We start from the raw sequence: 19,725 nt of genomic DNA, 5'->3' as shown, positions 1-19,725 counted from the left end.
ATCCGATGTCGGGCAAAGTTGCGCAAACTTCCCAGCCGGTACGGGTTGGCATTGGCGGCCCGGTGGGATCTGGAAAAACCGCTTTGGTGGAAAAGCTCTGCTTGGCGCTGCGGGACCACCTGTCTTTGGCGGTGGTGACCAACGATATCTATACCCGCGAGGATGCCGAGTTTTTGGTGCGGGCCAAGGCCCTGGAGGCAGAGCGGATCATTGGCGTAGAGACCGGCGGCTGCCCCCACACCGCCATTCGGGAAGATGCCTCCCTCAACCTAGACGCCATTCAGGAGCTGGAGCGCCGCTTTTGCCCCCTGGATCTCATCTTGGTGGAATCGGGGGGGGACAACTTGGCAGCTACCTTCAGCCCGGAGCTGGTGGACGCCTGCATTTACGTCATCGACGTGGCCGAAGGGGACAAGATCCCGCGCAAAGGCGGGCCGGGGATCACCCGCTCCGACCTGTTGGTGATCAACAAGATCGATCTGGCTCCCTATGTGGGGGCAGACTTGGGGGTGATGGAACGGGATGCCCGTCGCATGCGGGGAGACAGGCCCTTTGTCTTTACCAACCTGCGCACGGGCGAGGGGCTGGAGCAGGTTCTCAGTTGGCTGGAGCGGGAGGTGCTGTTTCGCCCCATCAAGGCCAATTCCCCCTCGGTGAGCCGCCTGTGAACTTCGGTAAGGCCATCTTGAAGGCAACCCGCCGAGGCGACCATACCCACATTTGGGAGTATTCTCAGGCTCCCTTGCAATGGCTGGGATCCCCTGGGGAGCCACCTGTGTACTACCTGCGCAACCCCAACGGCGGCCTGCTGGGTGGGGATCGCCACCGGATCGAGATCGGGCTGGGGCCAGGCTCGGCGCTGGAAATTCGCACCCAAGGGGCAATGCGGCTACATCCCGGCTTGATTCGGCAACAGGTCAAGGTCAAGCTGGCCCCCACCAGCCAGTTGATCTGGATCCCTCACCCGACCATTCCGGGGGCAGGGGCAGACTTTCGCCAGCAGGTGCAGATCGAACTGGATCCCACAGCCCGCCTGGCCTATGCCGAGATCTGGACTGCCGGACGGCTGGCCATGGACGAACGCTGGCAGTTTGAACATCTTGCCAACTGCTTGCAAGTTTGGGTCACTGCTGGGATCCCATCCTCCCCCGAGGGGAGAAAACTCTGGCTGCAGGAACACATAGACCTGCACTTTCCCCATCGGCAGGTCTCCGCCGCGTCAGTGCTGGGATCCCATCTCTGTTGGGGATCCCTGTACTTGCTGGGGGATTGGCCGGAACCCACTTGGCTGACCGTTCACATCAGCGGAACGGAGTCCCCATACTGGCTGGTCAAGTCTCCGGATCCCATCTGTAAGGGTTGGATTCTGCGCCAGGTGGGGCCACAGGCAGAGGCCATTTGGCGGCATTTTGGCCAGGTTGCACTACAGCTTGCTCAAGCCAAGGGTGGCTCACCCCAGGGGTGGTAGACTAAGGCTGACTCAAACCAACTGGTTGACCCAAGGCCGGGACGGAGTCCTTTGAACGCTGCTCAACGGATTCTCAGCTAGAAATCGCAGGAGCCCCGCACTGTACCCGTAGGGTCAGTGCCGGGAGGAATGCGCTTTGATGAAGTACAATGAACTTATGAGCCAAGTCCTGACCGTCTCCTGTAAGCTCAAGGCGTCCCAGTCGCAAGCCGCCAAATTGGACGCGACGATGGAGGCTTTTGGCCAAGCCTTGAACTGGGTCAACCAGAACACGCCGGAGAAGATCGTCAACGCGGTCAAACTGCAATCCCTTTGCTACTACGAGATTCGAGCCCGGTTCGGCTTGTCCAGTAACTTGGCTCAACAGGTGTGCAGACGGGTGGCAGGCGCTCGCAAAGTGGCGAGACAGCGCAACCGTCCGGTTAAAGAGTTCAAGCGTAGGTTCGTTACCTACGACGCACGTATCTTTTCATTCCGCGAGAAAGACTGGACGGTGTCGCTGACCACGGTGGAAGGGAGAGAACGCTTTGAGCTAGCCATTGGTAACTACCAGAGGGGAATGCTGGCTGGCTCTAACCCCAAATCGGCCACCCTGGTCAAGCGCAAAGATGGCTCCTACTACATCCAGATTTGCGTAGAGAAAAAACCACCCAAGCAACAAGATACCGACAAGGTGATCGGGGTGGATTTGGGAAGGATAGATATCGCTCATACCTCAGAGGGGAAGAACTGGAATGGACAGCAGTTGAACAGAGTCCGAGACCACTACTCCCGGTTGAGGGCGGCACTCCAACGCAAAGCCAGTAAGGGCACACGCAGTTCGCGGCGCAGATGCCGTCAACTGCTGCAACGGCTGTCTGGCAAGGAGAGACGCTTTCAAACGTGGGTCAATCATCGCATCTCCAAAGCTATTGTCTCTAGGGCAAAAGCTACCAACAGCGCTATCGCCCTGGAAGACCTGACAGGGATCCGGGAAAGGGTCAATCAACAGCCACGCAGCAAAGCCGAGCGGCGTAGGACCAACAGTTGGGCGTTCTACCAACTACGTCAGTTTCTGGAGTACAAGGCGAGGGTTGCAGGGGTTTCTCTGATTCTTGTGCCGCCCGCCTACACGTCGCAGACCTGCCACAAGTGTTTGCACATCCATCCCGATCCTGCGCAATCCTACCGCAGTGGCAAGTCGTTCAAGTGTGGGCACTGTGGATGGGAAGGGGATGCGGATTTGAATGGTGCGAATGTGATTGCGCTCTTGGGGGCTGTCGTAAACCAGCCTAGAGGTCCGGGCTTGTTTTGTTCTCTGGTAGAGCAGAGCAGGCCCAGGGCTACTGAAAGCCCGCTCCGTACCGCTTAGCGGTCGGAGCCGGGTAGTTTACGGCGCCAACAAAACTGGCCAGTTTGTGCGTATCCTCAATTTGATGCGGGAGCACATCCCAGAAGCCGACTCTGCCAGAGCCGCCTTTGCCCGCTTTTGGACTGCTGAGTACTTGGCCAGCGCCGATCCTGCAGATGGAATTGAATTTTTCCAGACCCGGCTGCGCCCCCTCTTTGAGACCAACTATTTCCGCCCCATTGGCGAGAGCGGTAACCCTGTTGACTTTTTCCCGGTGCTGGATTTTCCCTTCGTGCTTCTGTTTGGGCTGGAATTTTTGCTGCGCACGGTGGCCATCAGCCGCCGCTACACCGGCGTCAATTGGCTGGATGCCATGCTCTGGCGTTGGTACGATGTGCTGCTGCTGCTGCCCTTTTGGCGCTTGCTGCGGGTGATCCCCGTCACCATCCGGCTGGGACAAGCGCAGTTGCTGGATCTGGAGCGGGTACGAGCTCAGGTGAGCCAAGGCTTTGTCACCAACTTCGCCGAAGACCTGACGGAAGTCATTGTTGTGCGGGTGATCAACCAAATCCAGGTATCCATTCAGCGGGGATCCCTGCCCCTACTGCCGGCAGCACGTACCCCGCGGGACTACATCGACATCAACAACACCAACGAGCTGGAGGCGATTGCCAACCTGGTTTTTCGCATTGTCCTCTACCGCGTTTTGCCCCAGGTGCAACCGGAATTGCAACAACTGCTCCGCTACAACCTGGATGGCCTGCTCAAGCAGTTGCCTGCCATGCAAACTCTAGAACAGCTTCCCGGCCTGGGATCCCTGCCTGGCCAACTGACGGAGCGCCTGGCCAACGAGCTGACCACCACCACCTACAAAACCCTGACGGGCAGTTTCGAGGATCCCGTTGGCTCCAAGCTGGCAGCGCAACTGATGCAGCGGTTTGGTGAAGTCTTGGCACGAGAACTCACCCAGGAGCACGCTTTGGAGGAAATTCGCTCTCTCCTGCAAGACTTGCTGGAAGAGATCAAGATCAACTACGTCGAGCGGCTATCCCACGAGGATCTGGAGGAGGTGATGGAGCAAACCCGCCAGCTTCGGCAAAAGGCCCAGCAACTGGAGAAAGACCGCCGCCGATAGAGTTCGGGGGATTGGTTGACGAGGTTTCGCCAGTTCAGTAGGATAATGGTTCCAAGTCGGGCGAGTGGCGAAACTGGTAGACGCACCGCACTCAAAATGCGGCGGGAAACCGTGTCGGTTCGAATCCGACCTTGCCCATGCTCCTCAAATCTGTAGGGCTCGCCGCTTTCTGTGTTTGGTAGGTTGATCCGTCTTGCCTCTTCTCACAGGGGTTTGGTGATAGAACCAGCCAAGCCCTTCTGGAGCAGGGTGCCAGCGGGACGGAGTCCTTAGATAGGGCAGCCAGAATCGGGCTCATCCTGCATCCTAGAGATGAAGCTCTAGCCGCTAAACTGGGGAATCATGGATGCAACTTTGGAATCTTTCTTTGCCTCTGCCACCCAAATTGGGCTAGGTCTAGCAGGCTTGCTGGCTGTGCTCACCCTGCTGGCCTGGATCCGCAATTGGCCCTTGAAGTTTGCGCTGGTGGGCTACACGGCGTTTGCGCTGGTTTTAACAGCGGGATGTTTTGCCCTCAGCTTGGGGCCGATCTTTCGCTCCCGCATTCCCGGTGCTGCCCCCTACACCACCGTCTATGACCAAGGGGCGGATCGAGCGGTTATTGCTGTCAGCCCGGATATCACCCCAGAGCAACTGATCCTCACCCTGAAGCAGGCGGCCAGCGATTTGGGATCCCCGGGCCGCTTCTCCACCGGTTCGCCGGTGTTCACCTTGCGGGCCCGCACCGTCATCCATCCCGAGCCGGGAGTTTCCGAGCCGTTGCTCTTGGGCACGCTGCAACAGCCGTTGGGAAAGCGCCTGCGCACCCCAGAAGAACAACAGCAGCAGCAGATCCATCTAGAGGAAGAGGCCTTTGCCCGGCTGCGGAAGTTGGCCCAGGGTCAGGCTTCTGCCGCCTTGTCTGCAGAGGGAGCGGAAGAGCCAACCACCGGGATCCCACTTGCCCAGTCTTGAGCGCTGAGCCAGCGGCGCAGATCCTGTCCCACCCGGTCGGGGATCTCCCAGGGAAAGAGATGAGCCACGTTGGGATAGACAATGCAGGTGCAGTGGGGCAGGGCGCGGGCTGTGGCCAGGCTGCTGTTGGCGGTGATGTGGCGATCCCGCTCGCCGGCCATAAGCAGTACCGGGATGCGAATTCGGTGCAGATCTCCCTCGCGGTTGTAGCCCCGTTGCAAAGCGGCGCGCAGAGCTTGGCGAGCCTGGGGGGAGGTGTGCAGATAGGCGGGCAAGGCCATGTGCGCCAAATACCGATAGGCCGTTGGGGTCTGTTGCTGCATCAGGTAGCGGTAAAGGGAGCGACGGCCAAAGGTCTCGATGTTCCATTCCCAGCCAGGCCAAAGCCAGTTGAGCAGCGAGGCAACGCCGGTGTTGACCTGATCCCAAAAATCGGTGGGGGGATGGTTGCTGCGGGGGCAGGCGGCACTGGCCACCAAGACCAAACCCTTTACCCGCTGCGGCAGCCGCAAAGCCAACTCCAGGGCCAGGATCCCGCCCAAAGACCAGCCCAGCACCAGACACGCCTGCCAGCCCAGGCGATCCAGCAGCCGCTCCAAGTCCTCTAGGTGATCCTGCATCTCAAAGGGATCCGTCACCTGGGAATGCCCGTAGCCACGCAGATCTGGCGCCACACAGGGGTGCATTCCCGCCACTGCCTCTGCAAATACCGCCATGCAGTCGGCATTGCCCGGATGGCCGTGGAGCATCAAGATTGGGAGGGAAGGGATCCCTTTTCCCCAAGTACGGTAGTGGAGCTGCAGGCCCATCGCGTCAGCAGTGCAGTTCCCGACTGCTGTAGGCATAACACTCTAGATAGCATCTAGACAGCAGGGTTAGGCGCTGGCCGCCTTCTTCGGAGTGGGCTGGAGCTTTACCCCGTTGGGAATACAAATTAAGTTTTGATCCAGCACCTGCACAAACCCTTTCGAACGCAGGGATCCCAGAAGACGAGTCACCGTCACGCGGGTGGCCCCAATGGCATCCCCAATCTGGGCATGGGTAAGGGGCCAGGGGAGATACATCCCTTGTTCACAGGGCTGTCCATACTCTTCGATCAACAGGCTCAAGAAGCCCTTGAGGCGATCGATGGCGCGCCGTTGGCCCAGATTTCCCAACCACAGCAGCTTCCGTTGCAGTTGCTGGCGGAAGTTTTCCTGAATCTTCTGGTGCAGATAGGGCCACTGCTCCAGATCCTGCCAGTAAAACCACATCACCGTGGTGCGATCGGCGTGGGTGCAGGCTTTCAACTCAAAGCGCTCTGGGTTGCTCAGCTCAAAAGGAAATCCAGCCGTGATGAACCCAACAAAGACCTCCCGCCGCTCTGGAGTTTGGCTGACCAGGCGCACCACTCCCTCTTGGGTGATGTACACCAATCCCGGACGAGTGGGAATGCGCACGTCTTTGGGAAAGGTGCGACAGCGGTAGTGCTCCTCGGCCCACTGGCAAAGCTCACGCCATTCCTGAGCCTCTGTTGCCGATGTGATGGAAACAAGTGACATGAGATCAACTTCCTGTCGCTCGAGCGACCTGATGGGTTTTACAGACTTTCCAGCTTTACCCGGCTGTAGGCTATGCAACGCTTCCGCGTTCGCGCCGGCGGTGCGGAGCACCTACACGTCAACGGGACGGAGTCTTAGGAAGATGGGGATGGAGAAACAGCAAGATACACACAAGAAGGCAAATACAAAGAGGAAGGAAACCGCAGGGTTTACTTTACCTTAGCTTCATAATGGCACTTGACCTCATAGGGTGACATTGTGTTCCTACTGATATTGTTCAAAAGGCTACGTCCAATAATAACCCCAAGAAGCCGTAAATTTTCAGATTCTGCCGCTGAACTCGGCTACCTGGGGGATCAGCGCAGATCATTGGGTCAGACTGGTGTATGTCTAAGGGCGGGTGTGGGGTGGCTGGGATGAATATTCTCATCAGCAACGACGATGGCATCCAGGCGGCAGGGGTGCGGTGTTTGGCGGCAGCGCTGGCCCAGCTGGGGGGGCACCAGGTAACGGTGGTCTGTCCGGATCGGGAGCGCTCGGCCACCGGCCACGCCCTGACGTTGCACAAGCCGCTGCGGGTGGATCCGGTGCGGGAGGGATTTCCTCCAGAAGTGCAGGCCTGGGCCTGTTCGGGCACCCCTTCCGACTGTGTCAAGTTAGGTCTGGACGGGCTATTGGATCGTCCTCCCGATTGGGTGATTTCCGGCATCAATCAGGGAGCCAATCTGGGCACCGATGTGCTCTACTCGGGCACTGTCTCAGCAGCCATGGAAGGGCTGTTGGAAGGGATCCCCAGCCTGGCAGTGAGCCTGGCCAGCTTTACCTACCAGGATTTTCAGCCAGCGGCCCAGGTGGTGCTGACCCTGCTGGAGAAGCTGAGCCTGAAGCTCCTAGAGAAGCCAATGTTGTTGAACGTCAACGTGCCGCCGCTGGGGCTAGCTGAAATACGCGGCATGGTCTTGGCCCGCCTGGCCTGGCGCAAGTACACAGATCTCTACGAGAAACGGGTGGATCCCCGCGGCAAGGCCTACTACTGGCTGGCAGGAGAGGTGGTGGAAGAGGAGGTGGATCCCTGCTCTGATGTGCGGGCAGTTGCCGAGGGCTATGTGTCGATTACGCCCCTGCAGCCGGATCTGACGGCTTATGCTGCCTTCGATAGCTTGCAGCAGTGGGGGCTCTCGGCTTTTGGCTCTGGATTGGAGGGAGCTCTGTAGGGATTGGCGCAGTTCAGAGTCAGAGAATAGAAAGGCTATTAGGCCCTGGAATAGAAAGAAATCGCCTCTGCCAACGTGTTTAGCCCGTAGAGAGAGCGTCGGCAGTGTTGGACTACTGAGTCGCGCTGCCCTCTTCCACCGCAGGCTAAAGAAACTGAGCGAAATAAAGTCAGGCAGCACCAGGACGCTTAGAGCGGGTAGTTTTTGTTGACTTTGCCAAGACATCCCCTGGTCGTCGCAACGTCAAAAAAGGATTGATTGCCTGAATGTGGGCCTGGGGATAGGCCTGACGGACTTGCTCAACAGTTTGTTGCCAGATGGGATGCTCATCAGTCCAAATAGGATGGCGCACAATCCGCACTTCCCGCCCCCGGTTTCCCGTCCACACCGGCAGGAGAAAATCCTGAGACACTTGCTGGAAGCCTAGGTTTTCCAGCAGTGGCGGCAGTACCTGCTCCACCAAGCGCCGCCAGGGATTTTCCTGCTCTTCCCCCCAAGGGCTCTGCAAATCGACCGGTGCCCTAGCATTTCGCAGAAGGCGCGCCATATCCAAGGCTAGTCGCCAATCCAAGAGCCCGTGGTAGGCTAGGTTGGAGTAATCGCGCAAGCAGTTGTTGCAGGACGTGTCGCAGGTCTGCTGGTGCTGCAGCCAACGGAAGGCCAAACTGTTGGGTTGAGACAAGTCCTCTTGTTCCAGCAGCTTCGAGAAGACCTCCGGCTGAGCGAGGTAGAGGCAATACCCCGCGCCATTCTCCAGCTTGTCGAACAGAAAAGCCTGACCCACCACTCGGCCAGCCTCTTCCTTTGTCTGAAAGCTGGCTTGCAACTCGTCAGGATCGACATCCAAAAAGGTGCAGGCAGCCGCTCGCAACCAGAAGGCGAAGGAATACAAAGCTGCTCGCCCTTCCACAGTTGTTGGGTCAGCAAACACGCCAGGCGGCCAAGTTTGAAGGCTGACCAGCAGCACGTCAGTGCGTCGCTTAGACAGTAGGGCAATCCGATAGGTAGGGCCTATTCCTTCGAAATGTTTCCCCTGAACTTCAGGACAAACATAAGCTCCTGGCCACCTCTTATCCGCTTGTAACAGGAACCCCCCCTCGCCGCCGCGATCATTGACGATTAAAACGTCATCGCTGCCTCCCCGCAGGTGAGCGTTGCCGGTCGTTGCGGTCGTCGCTTCCGCCTTAAGTCCGTCCGCGCCCAAGGTTGGCCGACTGACGCGGGGTTGCCACTCAAATTGACCATCAAAAGCCCACGGCTGCAAGTTGGTGAAAAAGCCCCTGGGTTCCCGCGCATCAATGCAGCGGAGGGTGGTTTGCTGGCATACCGGACAGGCTTGCTTTGCCGGCTTGTGGGTAGCTGGGGGAGGAGAGCAAAGCGGCTGCTGTGGCTGGTAGTCCTCTATCATGGCTTGACAGTTGCAGCACAGACCTAGCCAGCGATTGGGTTTGTCGAGGGGCGGCACCAAGCCGGGACGCGATTGTACGCCTCTTGGGTGAGGCACCAACTCCACCAATCCGCAGGCGGTGTGTACTGCCCGATCTTTGACGATTTCCGAGCCAGGGGCAAACTGTGCAATCGCCGTATCCAAGTCGCGATCAATGGTGCCTTCGCTGGCAGACCAGCGAGTGTAAAGTAACCTCACCCGTGTGGGAAAGCCAAACATGGGCAAAATGCCGGCATTGGCCAGACGTTCGCTAAGTTGATCTTGGCTGTAGGCTTCAGACTCAGCAATCTCGCGAATTTTATTGACCAACTCCTCGCGGATGTAGCGATACAGCTCTTCCTGCTGTTCGGCTGAAATGTAAGTCTGCTGGCAAAGTTGGGCAATCACAGCTCGAATGTCTTGGGGATGGTTGTCAATCCAATCCCGAACCGACGGTTCCACTTGCCGCCAGTTTTTGGCCAAGCCAAATTCGCCGTGGACACTGGTTGCATCTTCGAGATCCGCTGCAACCGATAGATCTTGAAAAGCCTGCCGCAAGACTTCTTTGGCGACGACGCGCCGAGCAATGGTGAGGCTGCGCAGGTCAATGTAGGGCGGGGGTGGCGGATCGCCGGTAATGGCCTCAGGGCGCTGAAAGTAAAAATCGTCATGGCTGCGACCCCGGCAAAACGTAACTGCCAAGGAGACCCCGGCACCGCGCCGACCAGCCCGTCCCACCCGCTGCTGGTAGTTGAACCGTCGGGGCGGCATGTTTGCCATCATCACTGCCAGCAGGCCGCCGATGTCTACGCCAGCCTCCATAGTGGTAGTCACGCTTAACAAATCAATGCCCTGAGCCAGCGGTATTTCTCCCTCTAGGAACACTTCCTGGAACCAGCGCTGCCGTTTGAGGCGATCCTCCTTGTCGGTTTGCCCTGTCAATTCGGCAGCATTCATCCGAAACGGTTCGTTGTCAGGATCGGAGAGGTAGGCGTAGTAGTCGAAGTCGCGCGGCAAGCTGCTCGGCTGCAGTCGGATGGCCTGCGGGTCAGAGCGTTTGCTGGTGTTGCGACCGCCACTGCACTCTGGGCACCATCCCCCCGCAGTGTGCAAGTAAAAGGCCCCGCATTGAGGACAGCGGTAGCCTTGAAGACCTTCGCGAGAGACGGGCACAAGGTAGAGGCGATCTGGATCCAAAACCAATCCGTTCTCGCTACCGGTACCGATTTTGTCCAACTCCCGCTCGATCTGGGATTTTAAGTCTGGCTTGCCCTGTTCCTCTAATTTTCTCAAGTATCGCTCCACGTACTGGGGTAATTCCCGCCTAGTACCAGATCTGTAGAATTTGGAGTATCGATGCCGCTTGCGAATTCCCAATTGGCGGATAACCGCGCTGGCAACGTCTTGCAGTTCCGGAGGAACTTGAGCTGTAACATAGCCCTGTCCAAAAGACTCGATGTTTCTGACCGCATGGGCAAACAGCGTAAACATCATTTCATCAGCTAAATAGTCATCGAGTTTATCGAGGTGTGTGTTTTGCTCTGGTGTTGGGGCAGCAATTCGTGTTACTGGTTGACTTTGCCAGTTGTAGAGCTCAGTCCAGGGACGCCGATCCTTAGAATAGTAAAGGGCGCTAAAGGACATCCCGCCAGGGCACAATCCCAACTGCAAGAGTTGGTTGGCCAGAGTGCGTCGAAGCTCGCGGAGCGGGACTTTCTCACCGTAAGACTCGAGCATTTCCAGCCATTGTTGGCGGATCTCATGATTGGCCGGTTGCATGTCCTGCGACCAACGCCATGCCTCGTTATTGAGGAAGGATTGCAGACCACTGACGAAGCGCTTGCAGCGATCCAGATCCTCATCCATCCCCTCAACCTCTCGCAGCAACCGAGGATAGTCACGCAACCGCTGCCGTTGTTGTTCTGGGCTAGGCAAAATGCTGCGCAGAAAGGCCCGCAGGTCTTGCCTATACTCCTCTGCTGATCGCACTAGCAGCAAGCGCACCATATCGCGATAGTGATCCATTTCCATACCGGCGGCTAACTTGGCTGCGTCCTGGCGGCTATCGGAAAAAACCACCAGCTTGCGGGATTGCGGTGTTGGCATTTCCCGCAACAAAGCTCCGGCAATCACCTGACAGGCTTTTTGGAATCCAGTGCGGTGCACGCGCAAAGGAGTGGGATAGGCCTCACGGAGAGCGCGATCGGTATCGCAGCGAGGGCAGCGGCTCGGCAAGGCGGGCTGATTCCCATCCCCCTCTTTCACTTGGTACACCCAGCCGGGAACCTCGCCTTCTCTAGGGGGGCTTTTATCTTGTCGGAGTTCACCAGTAGCGGGGTTGAGCTTGGCTTCAACCCACCCCCGCTTCGTCTTGCCAGCAGTCCACTCCAAATATTGCGGCTGGGTCGCCCAAGGTTCCGGGTCGTGGGGCAGGGGCCAAAAAACGCGATAATTCCCAGACCTCTGCGCAAGGTTCACCAAATCAGGAATGCCTTCCAAGTCAGGTTGATCGGGAGTGAGGATAAGGGACTCGCCGGATTGGTATGCATAGCCCCCCAGGAATACCTCCCCGCAAACTTCGCAGACGATCAAGTCCAGGACACGCGCCCCGCAGTCGCAACTGAGACGGTGTTGGCTGTGCAAAGCGCCAATGGGTGAAGGCGGCTGGTTGTTCTCCGGAGAGCGTTGCGCAACGCTGCAGTGAGGGTTGCTGCACGCCCAGAGACCTTGCAGGTTGTGAAAGAAAAGGTGACCGCGCACGGGCTGGGGCGATCGCCCGTCTTCTCGCTGAGCTACCGCCGTCGCCATCAACAATCCTCGCAAGGCCTCGGAGACCAGACCGCCTTGGGGCACGGCCGCCCCCGGGAACAGTTGCTGGTCAACTTTTTGGATGGGGGTGGCGCGCACGCTGCCACTAGCTTGCCGACAGGCCTCCCGCAAGGCATCGCCAACCTTGAGTTCTTCGAGGCACTCCCCCAAAGCCTGCTCCAGTGGTTTTGAGCTGGGATCGCCCCCCAGCTCTTGCACCAGCTTGGTCAGAGCTTCTTCGGGGATAGGGAGAGGTCGCAGGGGCTGGAGGGGATCCGCCTGCACATCTCTGGCAAATTGAGCAAAAGCAACTTGATACTGACGCACTCGCGCTGGGGCTTCGGGATCCGGAGCAACTTGTTCTCCAGCGATCACCGCAAAGTTATCGCGCCCAAAAAACTCCCGGAGAAACCGGCGGCCCGCCTCGCCCTCTTCCAAGCTGGCGCTGGTCGCCAAAATTTGTAGCTGTTCTGAGTTGACTGTTAGCCCCAAGCGGTACAGCAGCAAGCGCAGCAAATAAGCTACTTCTGACCCTGGTGTCCCGCGATAGGTGTGCAACTCATCCACAATCAGCAAGAATTTATTACCTCGATCCGCTTGCAACCACGCTTTCGTTTGCTCGAACATCCCAGCCTCAATTTGCCGCATCAGCATAATGTTGAGCATGGAATAGTTGGTAATCAGGATATCTGGGGGATGTTCTTGCATGTCCCAGCGTGAGCGCATTTCTCCCCCATCTAAGCGAGGGAAATAAAATACTAAATCCGAATCTTTATCCGAATTCTTGTTCCGAACAGCAACTCTTCCCTGCTGCTCCTGAAGATCTCTCAATAGCTTGGCCAATTCTTTGACCTTTTCAGGGGTCTGACGACCGGGGAGGGGTGTCTGTCCCGTATAGCGACCGAAGGTGATGCGATTGCCGCCGCGCTCGCGATCGAGCCAGGCATGGGTTTCCGGACTGTCCAACACCTTGCGCAACCGTCGCAATTGATCCTCCACCAGAGCATTCAAAGGATAGAGAATCAAGGCCCGTATCGCCGCCGGTCGTTGTTGCCCTTGGCGCTGTGGTACCCACTTTGGATTGTCTTCCTGCTGCCACCAGAACGTATCGCCACTCTGAGGGGACATGGGATCCCAGGTGCGGGATTCTCGAGCAAGATAGGCTAAAATTGGTAGCAAAAAGCATTCGGTTTTGCCTGAGCCGGTGCCCGTCGTTACCACAATATCCTTCTGGTGAACGATGGCTGCTTCCAAGCTCCGCCACTGATGCTCATAGAGAGGGAAATTTGGAAACAAAGACCGACCAAGATGTGCCAAATCTTCGTAACCATCAGGTAACGCCTGTGCTGCTGCCTCAAGGGTCTTGCCGGAAGAAGGATAGACCGGTGTCGGCTCTAGCAAAGGAGGAACGCTTAGCAAGGGATGTTCAGGGCTGGACTGCAAGCAGCAATCGCGCTCAGCGCTAAGAGCCGGATACCGCAAGGGAAAAGCACTCTTGATGTAAAGCCGATAGACCCAATCTAACCGTTGATAGGCACCGACGAGATCGTACATGGTTTTTCCTTGGCGTTCCGTACAACTGTAATCTACAAATTTGCTATTCCCTTGCGCTGAGATGTGGCAGTCGCTCGCCAATTAATTGCCATACAGTCGGCGTGATGTTTCGATAAATCAGCTCTCCAGTGTCAGGATTGTAGTCAGGCAAACAACCCGATTGCATGACCAAATAGCGTTCGTACGCCAACGGCCAGCGCTGGCTGCTGGGAATTGTTAACTCTTGAGAATTTGGGTGGTAATTGACCACCAACTCTCCTGGCCGGAGACAGGTCAAAGCCAAAAAACGCAGGCCGTACCACTCGCTGCTGTACCAAGTGTTTTGCTCGCGGTCGTAAAACAGAGCGTGTTGCCGTTGGGATCCCTCCTCGTGCAGCTCGTAGAAACCCGTTTCCTCGGCGTCTGGCACATCTACGAAGCTGCTCCCATCGTAGCGCTTTAGTCGATAGCGGTGAAGTGGCACCCAATCGACGACCTTTAGCGTAGCTACCCAATCAGCCCAAGGAGGAGGGGCCTCGACCGGACGAATGGCTAGGGCAGGGTATTTGGTCCGTAACTCGGCAATTGCATCGGCAGCATCAGCTTGCAGCTCAAGCTGCCAACAGGGTGGAGCATCCCTTCGAGGTTGAGGGATCTTCACAAGGCGACCAAACTGCTGCAAAGACTCTTGCAGGCTGGCGTTTCGCTGACCGTACAGCACGTAGCAATTTTTGCTCACTGGCTGCAGGGAAGGTGGCTGCATTTGCCAGTGTTGACCATCCTGAGCTGCCAGAAGATGCCCTAACAACTGCAGCCGACGCCACAACCGACGCGGTTGGACTAGATCTAGGTGACCGCATACGGCTTGAAAGGTTTCCCAAGAACCAGAACCGGCTGCCGATAACCACCAAAGCAGCTGTTCGCACGGCTGGGAGCGATCGCTTCCTGCCGCCTCTGCTATAGGTGTTTCCAAACCAAGTGGGTTGACTTTAGGTGGCCGCTTGACTTGGAAATACTCAATGGGTTGGGTATCCCGTTCCAACTCATAGGCGATACCCACCATGTGTCGAATATCTTCCCAGCAAAATCCTTCTCTTCCAATCCTAACTATACTGATACCTCTCACTGTTTTAATCAGCTGCTCAAGGGTGTTTTGTGTGGATGACCAATCAGAGCGCGCATTTGTCTTAATACCCAAGTAGAAGTAATACTCTCCCCTACTTCTTTCCTTAATGCCCTTCTCAATACGAACATGAGACACAACATCGGCCAAGTTTTCTTGAGTAACCCGCTTTTGTAAGTAATTCAGCAACTTTTGGGGTTTGTATCTGGAGGTATGGGTGCGAAAGCCCCAGTAAGTTTGCTCTGACCGAGAAGATTTTTTCGACATAGAGTTATGCCTCTACTCTAGGGAAGCCAATGACAAATCACCCCAACTCAGGATCTTCAAAAAGCGTTCCTGGTGGGCAGTTCCGCCCCGTACTTGGATTTGGTAAGTACCGGGAGGTAAGTCTGCGGGCAAATCCCAAGGCTGGTTGGTAGAGCGATGGTCTTCTGGAAGATATATGCTCCCGGTACGCACTTCAGTTAGAGTCACGGCTACCGTAGGCTGAAACCCGTACACAGTCACCTTTGGCAAGTGACCCTCGAGCCAACCTTGTCCTTGCGGTACCCGTAGCCCTCCACCCAAGGCAATGTGCAGACGATCGCGTGGTTGTAAGGCCTCTTTCAGCTCAGGATGTTGTAAAAACAAACCGTCCCATACCGGCGCCAGCACCTGACATTCTTGGATTTCCCACCAGCCAGAGGTTACTTCAAAGGCAAGCTGGCGATCGCCCTCCCACTGCAGCAGCTTTTCTTCTCGTAGCTGCTGCAAGTCCAACCAGAGTGCTTCCCGAAACAGCACTGTGAAATGACTGCCCAATTTAGGTGCTCCCCAACTAGCCAGCGCACTAGACTCGGGGTTCTCAGGATCGGGCACCAAGACCCAAAAGTCTCGAGCTGGCAGCTGGAGTTCCCGCAAGTGGGCATGATCTCGAATCGGCCATGACTTCCCCGTTGTTAGATCGGCAGCAGAAAGCGGTGCGCCAACAGGGAAAAACCAACCAGAGCGCTCACAACGCAAGCTACCTAGGTTTTCTACGGTCACCTCGGCAACTGGCCAACGACGCGGAACTTTGGGGTAAGGGTAGTACTCTGGATTCCCCCACCGATCTTCGGTGCGATACAGCCCTGCAATCAGGCACGTGGGGGGACGTCGGCTAAATTGTTCAGGTTTCGGGCATTGTGCGTCTAACCACTCCTGATGGACGGCTAGGATTTCGGCGCCCAGTACCTCGTGTCGCTGGCGATCGTCCAGCAGCTCTTCCAGATGGCGGTTCAGGTTTTTTTCGCTCGCCAAGTCCACCAGTAACTTAGTTTCGCTGCGGGCGGTAGTCCAGTTTTTCTCGTAAAACAGGCAACAGAGCTTTTGGATGTCCGCTTTCCGCAGCAGGGTTTGGGAAATGGGGTAATTCAAATACCGGCGCGGGCCTTCCCCTGGCTCGGCGGTGGCAATCCATCCCTTTACCTCTAGCCATTGGTTCCACTCCTGCCATAGGCCTTCTTCATCTCCAGCTTTCATCCCAGTGGGACGAGTGTCGCCGCCTACCCCCAATCGTTGACAAAAATGGGTAAAGAAGTCCCTCTCATCCAGCTCCTCATCCCTCACCATGTCGTTGGCGGCGAGCACCATCAGCGCCAAGAAGGCAACTCCTGCTGGTTCGGGCAAGCTTTGGTTTTGCAGAGTTGATAGCTGGACTCGCTGGCCATCTACCACCTGGGCGCGCACGGCTTGGCAAAAGTCCTCAACTGGGCCTAAGCCTAGACTTGCTAAAACTTCTTCATCTACGCTGAGGTAAACTGGCGTACCGTGAGGAACTCCCAGCGTTGCCCATTGAACAATTGCTTGGTTCCAGCGGGCATAGTTGTTGTGCAGCACCACAGTAACCTCGCCCTGGGTTCCTTCCTCAAGCCTAGGCAGGCGTTGAATGCCCAGTTTCCTATTTTTTGAATCCCTTTATGTTTGTTTTAGGTCAAATTGGCAGCAAAACAGAGTCGGCGTGTAGAGGCTAGCTGCCTCGGAGAGGAAATGGTCGGGCGAGACCGTCGGGAAGCTTACCCCAGATCAAGAGGAGAGGTTTGCCAGTGAGAGCAAGCGCTCCGCAACCTCTGCAGCCACAGGTATCACCGACAGTCGCGTGCCCCGCCGCACCACCTCTAGCTCTGCAGGGGTAAAAGTGGCCCGCAACTGGGCCAAAGGGATCAAGCGCTCAAAGGCAGCAACGAATTGCACCCGCACCGTGTACCAGCGGGGAGCTGCAGGGGTTGACTTGGGATCGTAGTAGGGGCTGGTGGGATCAAACTGGCTGGGATCCACCACCTGGGTTTCCACGATCTCCATTAAGCCGGCTATGCCGGGAGGGTTGGCGTTGGAGTGGTAGAAAAAGGCGCGATCCCCAGGCTGCATAGCCTTCAGGTAGTTGCGGGCTTGGTAGTTGCGCACGCCGTCCCAGAGAGTTTGGCCCTCCCGCTGCAGATCCCAGATGCTGTAGACGCTGGGCTCCGATTTCATCAGCCAGTAGTTCATGGGGCTTGGGAAAAGCCGAGGTCTAGGTGCGGGCCAGGGATCCGGCCACAAAGTCCACGAAGTTTTGCAAGATCTTCAAACCAACCGGGCCGGACTTTTCCGGGTGAAACTGGGTGGCCAACACAGCGCCGCGGGCAATGGCGGCCACACAGGTTTGGCTGCCGTGCTGAGTGGTGGCGGCCACCCAGCTTGGGTCGTTGGGCACTGCATGGTAGGAGTGGACAAAATAGACCCAGGCTTGGTCAGGGATCCCTGCCCAAAGGAGAGAGTGGGGCTGGGTGAGGTGCAACTGATTCCAGCCCATGTGAGGGATGCGCAGGCCCGCCTCTGGCCGAAAGCGCTGCACCCGTCCAGGCACAATGCTCAGCCCTGGCTCTGTTCCCTCTTCGCTGCTTTCGAACAAAACTTGCAGCCCAAGGCAAATGCCTAAAAAAGGCTGTTGCCGCTCCACAGCTTCCCGGATCGCTTTCCCAAAGCCCCGCGCCCGCAGCTGCTGCATGGCTGGGTCAAAGGCCCCATCGCCGGGCAGGACAATGCCGTCAAAAGCCGCTAGTCCAGTTGGCTCTGTTACTAGCTGCACCTCAGCTCCGGCCCGCTCCAGCCCTTTGCAAGCCGAATGCAGATTTCCCGCCTCATAGTCGATCACCGCCAGGCGTACAGTCCCCATGGGATCCCTTCTCGTGAGGAGTTTAGGAGTCTATCAGTATAGTGGTTCCAACCCGTTTGAGCTGACCCATGGCTGTGGCAATTGCTTCGCACGATCCCACTCCGACCGATACTGCTCTGCAATGCTGCCGCGACCAGGTTGATTGGCCTGAAGCAGCTTACCTGCACATCCCTTTTTGTCGGCAACGCTGCCACTACTGTGATTTTGCCACCGGCCTGGGCACCCGCAAGTTGATGGAAACCTACGTGCAAATGCTCTGCCGAGAGATCGGCAGCTCCTACCGCTACCGCCATCTGGCCGGGGATCCCAGACCGTTGACCAGCATTTTTTTCGGGGGTGGCACCCCTTCTCTGCTGACGGTGGAGCAACTGGGGCGGATCTTGACTCAATTGAGGGAGAGGATCCCGTTTCGTCCCGACTGCGAGATTTCTCTGGAGGCCAACCCCGGCACCCTGACGCGGGAGCAGTTGGCGGGCTACCGGGAGCTGGGGGTCAACCGCATCAGCCTAGGGGTACAGGCATTTCAGCCAGAGCTGCTGGCCGCTTGTGGTCGCCTGCATGGAGTGGAGGAAGTTTACGAAGCCGTGGCCGACTTGCAGGCGGCGGGCTTTGAGAATTTCAACCTGGATTTGATCTTTGGGCTGCCCTACCAGACTTTGGAACACTGGCAGCAGTCTCTACGAGCTGTTCTTGAGATTAACCCCACCCATGTCTCCGTCTATGATCTGACGATTGAACCGGGAACCCGCTTTGGTCGGATGTACCGACCGGGAGCAGCACCTTTGCCCAGCGAGGAAACCACAGTTGCCATGTACCTAATGGCGCGGGAGCTGCTCACCGAAGCGGGCTACATCCACTACGAAATCTCCAATTTTGCCCGCCCCGGCTACGCCTGTCGCCACAACCGAGTGTACTGGGAAAATCGCCCTTACTTTGGCTTTGGCATGGGATCCGTCGGCTACGAGGGGGGACGGCGCATTCAGCAGCCCAAAACCCTTTACCACTACTTCGAGCAGGTGAAAGTCGGAGTCCACCCTCTTCCTCCTGAAGCATCCCCAGAGGAAGTTTGGATGGATACTTTGATGTTGGGGTTGCGTCTAAAGGAAGGTCTGGATTTGTGCCATTTACAGGAGCGTTTTGGCCACCCAAAGGTCGAGCAAGCTTTGGAGAGGCTGGATCCCTATTTTGAGAAGGGATGGGCCAGTTGTGAGGCAGGCCGGCTACGGCTGATTCCGCCCGATGGCTGGCTATTTTCCAATGAGATTCTCAGAGACTTGCTGGCTTGATTCCGACGGTTACTTTCACAAGATTTCTCACCAGAGCCCCCTATCCCAATTGGCCGAAAACTCAAGCTTTGAGGAGCGTAGGCCATCACCATTTCCAGCAGCCATTAAACCCAACATTTCACAGATCCTGAGATCTCTAATCTTGCAAGTTGAGGGGAAAGATACGGAAGCCCAGAGGATCCCTATCGATAGTTGACAAATTGCAGCGCCACCGGGTAGTCCTGCTGCCTAAGCATTTGAATGACCGCCTGTAGCTCGTCTTTATCCTTGCCGGAAACGCGCACCAGATCCCCTTGAATGGCAGGCTGCACTTTCTTAAAGTTGTCGCGGATTTGCTTGGCGATCTGTTTGGCCAGTGTGGCATCAATGCCCTTTTTCAGGTGAACCACCTGGCGCACTCGGTTGCCGCCGGCGCTCTCTGGGGGTTGGAAGTCGAAGATCTTCAGGGATAGACCCCGCTTGGCCGCTTTGGTAAGAAGCAGATCCCGAATGGAGTTGAGGGCCATGTCGTTGGCGGTGGTGATGGTCAGGGATCCCTCCTCCAGCTCAATTTCCGTCTGAGTATCCTTGAGGTCGTAGCGCTGTTTGATTTCCCGTCGGGCTTGATCCACAGCGTTCACCAGTTCCTGCCGATCGAAATCACTGACGATATCAAATGAGTAGGTAGAGGCCATAAACCTTATCTTCGCTATCGTTCAGTATCTTAAGCCCTCAGCCAAGCAGGGATCCCTAACT

At 57.0% G+C, this 19,725-nt stretch carries 15 protein-coding genes and 1 tRNA gene; 8 read left to right on the top strand and 8 right to left on the bottom strand.

Translation table 11 applies throughout. The features are described from left to right. Window positions 1-5 precede the first annotated feature (5 nt). From ureG to NW805_RS05950, 6 genes are all read left to right on the top strand, one after another. A complete protein-coding gene (gene ureG / locus NW805_RS05975) occupies window positions 6-668 on the top strand; it encodes an urease accessory protein UreG (protein ID WP_414383783.1) in 663 nt (220 codons plus the stop codon). Further along, complete coding sequence (locus NW805_RS05970; protein WP_414352216.1) at window positions 665-1,468, top strand: urease accessory protein UreD; 804 nt, start codon at window positions 665-667, stop codon at window positions 1,466-1,468. The genes ureG and NW805_RS05970 overlap by 4 nt, the downstream gene beginning before the upstream one ends. A gap of 157 nt (window positions 1,469-1,625) precedes the next feature. Then, window positions 1,626-2,819, top strand: coding sequence for an RNA-guided endonuclease InsQ/TnpB family protein (locus NW805_RS05965; protein ID WP_414421997.1), 1,194 nt, complete (start codon window positions 1,626-1,628; stop codon window positions 2,817-2,819). A gap of 64 nt (window positions 2,820-2,883) precedes the next feature. Further along, window positions 2,884-3,933, top strand: coding sequence for a hypothetical protein (locus NW805_RS05960; protein ID WP_414421960.1), 1,050 nt, complete (start codon window positions 2,884-2,886; stop codon window positions 3,931-3,933). Between the two features lie 58 nt (window positions 3,934-3,991). Then, window positions 3,992-4,071, top strand: a tRNA-Leu gene (locus NW805_RS05955). 204 nt (window positions 4,072-4,275) lie between these two features. Next, entirely contained in the window at window positions 4,276-4,887 is a 612-nt protein-coding gene (locus NW805_RS05950) for a Ycf51 family protein (protein WP_414343408.1), read from the top strand. On the opposite strand, the gene NW805_RS05945 is transcribed toward NW805_RS05950, so the two are convergent. Further along, window positions 4,815-5,732 (bottom strand): alpha/beta fold hydrolase, encoded by a 918-nt coding sequence (locus tag NW805_RS05945; RefSeq protein ID WP_414421959.1) that lies wholly within the window; start codon window positions 5,730-5,732, stop codon window positions 4,815-4,817. The two genes, NW805_RS05950 and NW805_RS05945, sit on opposite strands and share 73 nt — an antisense overlap. A gap of 30 nt (window positions 5,733-5,762) precedes the next feature. Continuing rightward, window positions 5,763-6,428: a Crp/Fnr family transcriptional regulator gene (locus tag NW805_RS05940; RefSeq protein WP_011432518.1), complete on the bottom strand. Its 666-nt coding sequence runs from the start codon at window positions 6,426-6,428 to the stop codon at window positions 5,763-5,765. 416 nt (window positions 6,429-6,844) lie between these two features. Here NW805_RS05940 and surE point away from each other — a divergent pair, with 416 nt between their 5' ends. Beyond that, window positions 6,845-7,642, top strand: coding sequence for a 5'/3'-nucleotidase SurE (gene surE, locus NW805_RS05935; RefSeq protein ID WP_414421958.1), 798 nt, complete (start codon window positions 6,845-6,847; stop codon window positions 7,640-7,642). Window positions 7,643-7,811: 169 nt separating this feature from the next. Here surE and NW805_RS05930 read toward each other — a convergent pair whose 3' ends face one another. The 5 genes from NW805_RS05930 to hisH all read right to left on the bottom strand — a co-directional run bounded on the left by NW805_RS05930 (window position 7,812) and on the right by hisH (window position 17,704). Then, window positions 7,812-13,430, bottom strand: a complete 5,619-nt coding sequence (locus NW805_RS05930; RefSeq protein ID WP_414421957.1) for a DEAD/DEAH box helicase — start codon at window positions 13,428-13,430, stop codon at window positions 7,812-7,814. Between the two features lie 43 nt (window positions 13,431-13,473). Next, a complete protein-coding gene (locus NW805_RS05925) occupies window positions 13,474-14,472 on the bottom strand; it encodes a hypothetical protein (protein ID WP_414421956.1) in 999 nt (332 codons plus the stop codon). A gap of 339 nt (window positions 14,473-14,811) precedes the next feature. Continuing rightward, complete coding sequence (locus tag NW805_RS05920) at window positions 14,812-16,389, bottom strand: hypothetical protein (RefSeq protein WP_414421955.1); 1,578 nt, start codon at window positions 16,387-16,389, stop codon at window positions 14,812-14,814. Window positions 16,390-16,575: 186 nt separating this feature from the next. Next, the gene (locus NW805_RS05915; RefSeq protein WP_414421954.1) at window positions 16,576-17,037 is read right to left on the bottom strand and encodes an EVE domain-containing protein; all 462 of its coding nucleotides are present in this window, start codon (window positions 17,035-17,037) and stop codon (window positions 16,576-16,578) included. 22 nt (window positions 17,038-17,059) lie between these two features. After that, the gene (hisH, locus tag NW805_RS05910) at window positions 17,060-17,704 is read right to left on the bottom strand and encodes an imidazole glycerol phosphate synthase subunit HisH (RefSeq protein WP_414421953.1); all 645 of its coding nucleotides are present in this window, start codon (window positions 17,702-17,704) and stop codon (window positions 17,060-17,062) included. A gap of 68 nt (window positions 17,705-17,772) precedes the next feature. Between hisH and hemW the strand changes: the two genes are divergently transcribed. Beyond that, window positions 17,773-18,990, top strand: a complete 1,218-nt coding sequence (gene hemW / locus NW805_RS05905) for a radical SAM family heme chaperone HemW (RefSeq protein ID WP_414421952.1) — start codon at window positions 17,773-17,775, stop codon at window positions 18,988-18,990. A 182-nt stretch (window positions 18,991-19,172) separates the two neighbouring features. On the opposite strand, the gene NW805_RS05900 is transcribed toward hemW, so the two are convergent. After that, on the bottom strand, window positions 19,173-19,664 hold the full coding sequence (locus NW805_RS05900) for a YajQ family cyclic di-GMP-binding protein (RefSeq protein ID WP_011432526.1): 492 nt from the start codon (window positions 19,662-19,664) through the stop codon (window positions 19,173-19,175). Between the last annotated feature and the right edge of the window lie 61 nt (window positions 19,665-19,725).

The sequence above is a fragment of the Synechococcus sp. W60.1 genome (assembly GCF_047461575.1).
GTDB lineage: Bacteria > Cyanobacteriota > Cyanobacteriia > Thermostichales > Thermostichaceae > Thermostichus.
The sequence above is the reverse complement of the archived record's forward strand: the minus strand, read 5'-3'. Positions and strand labels throughout refer to the sequence as shown.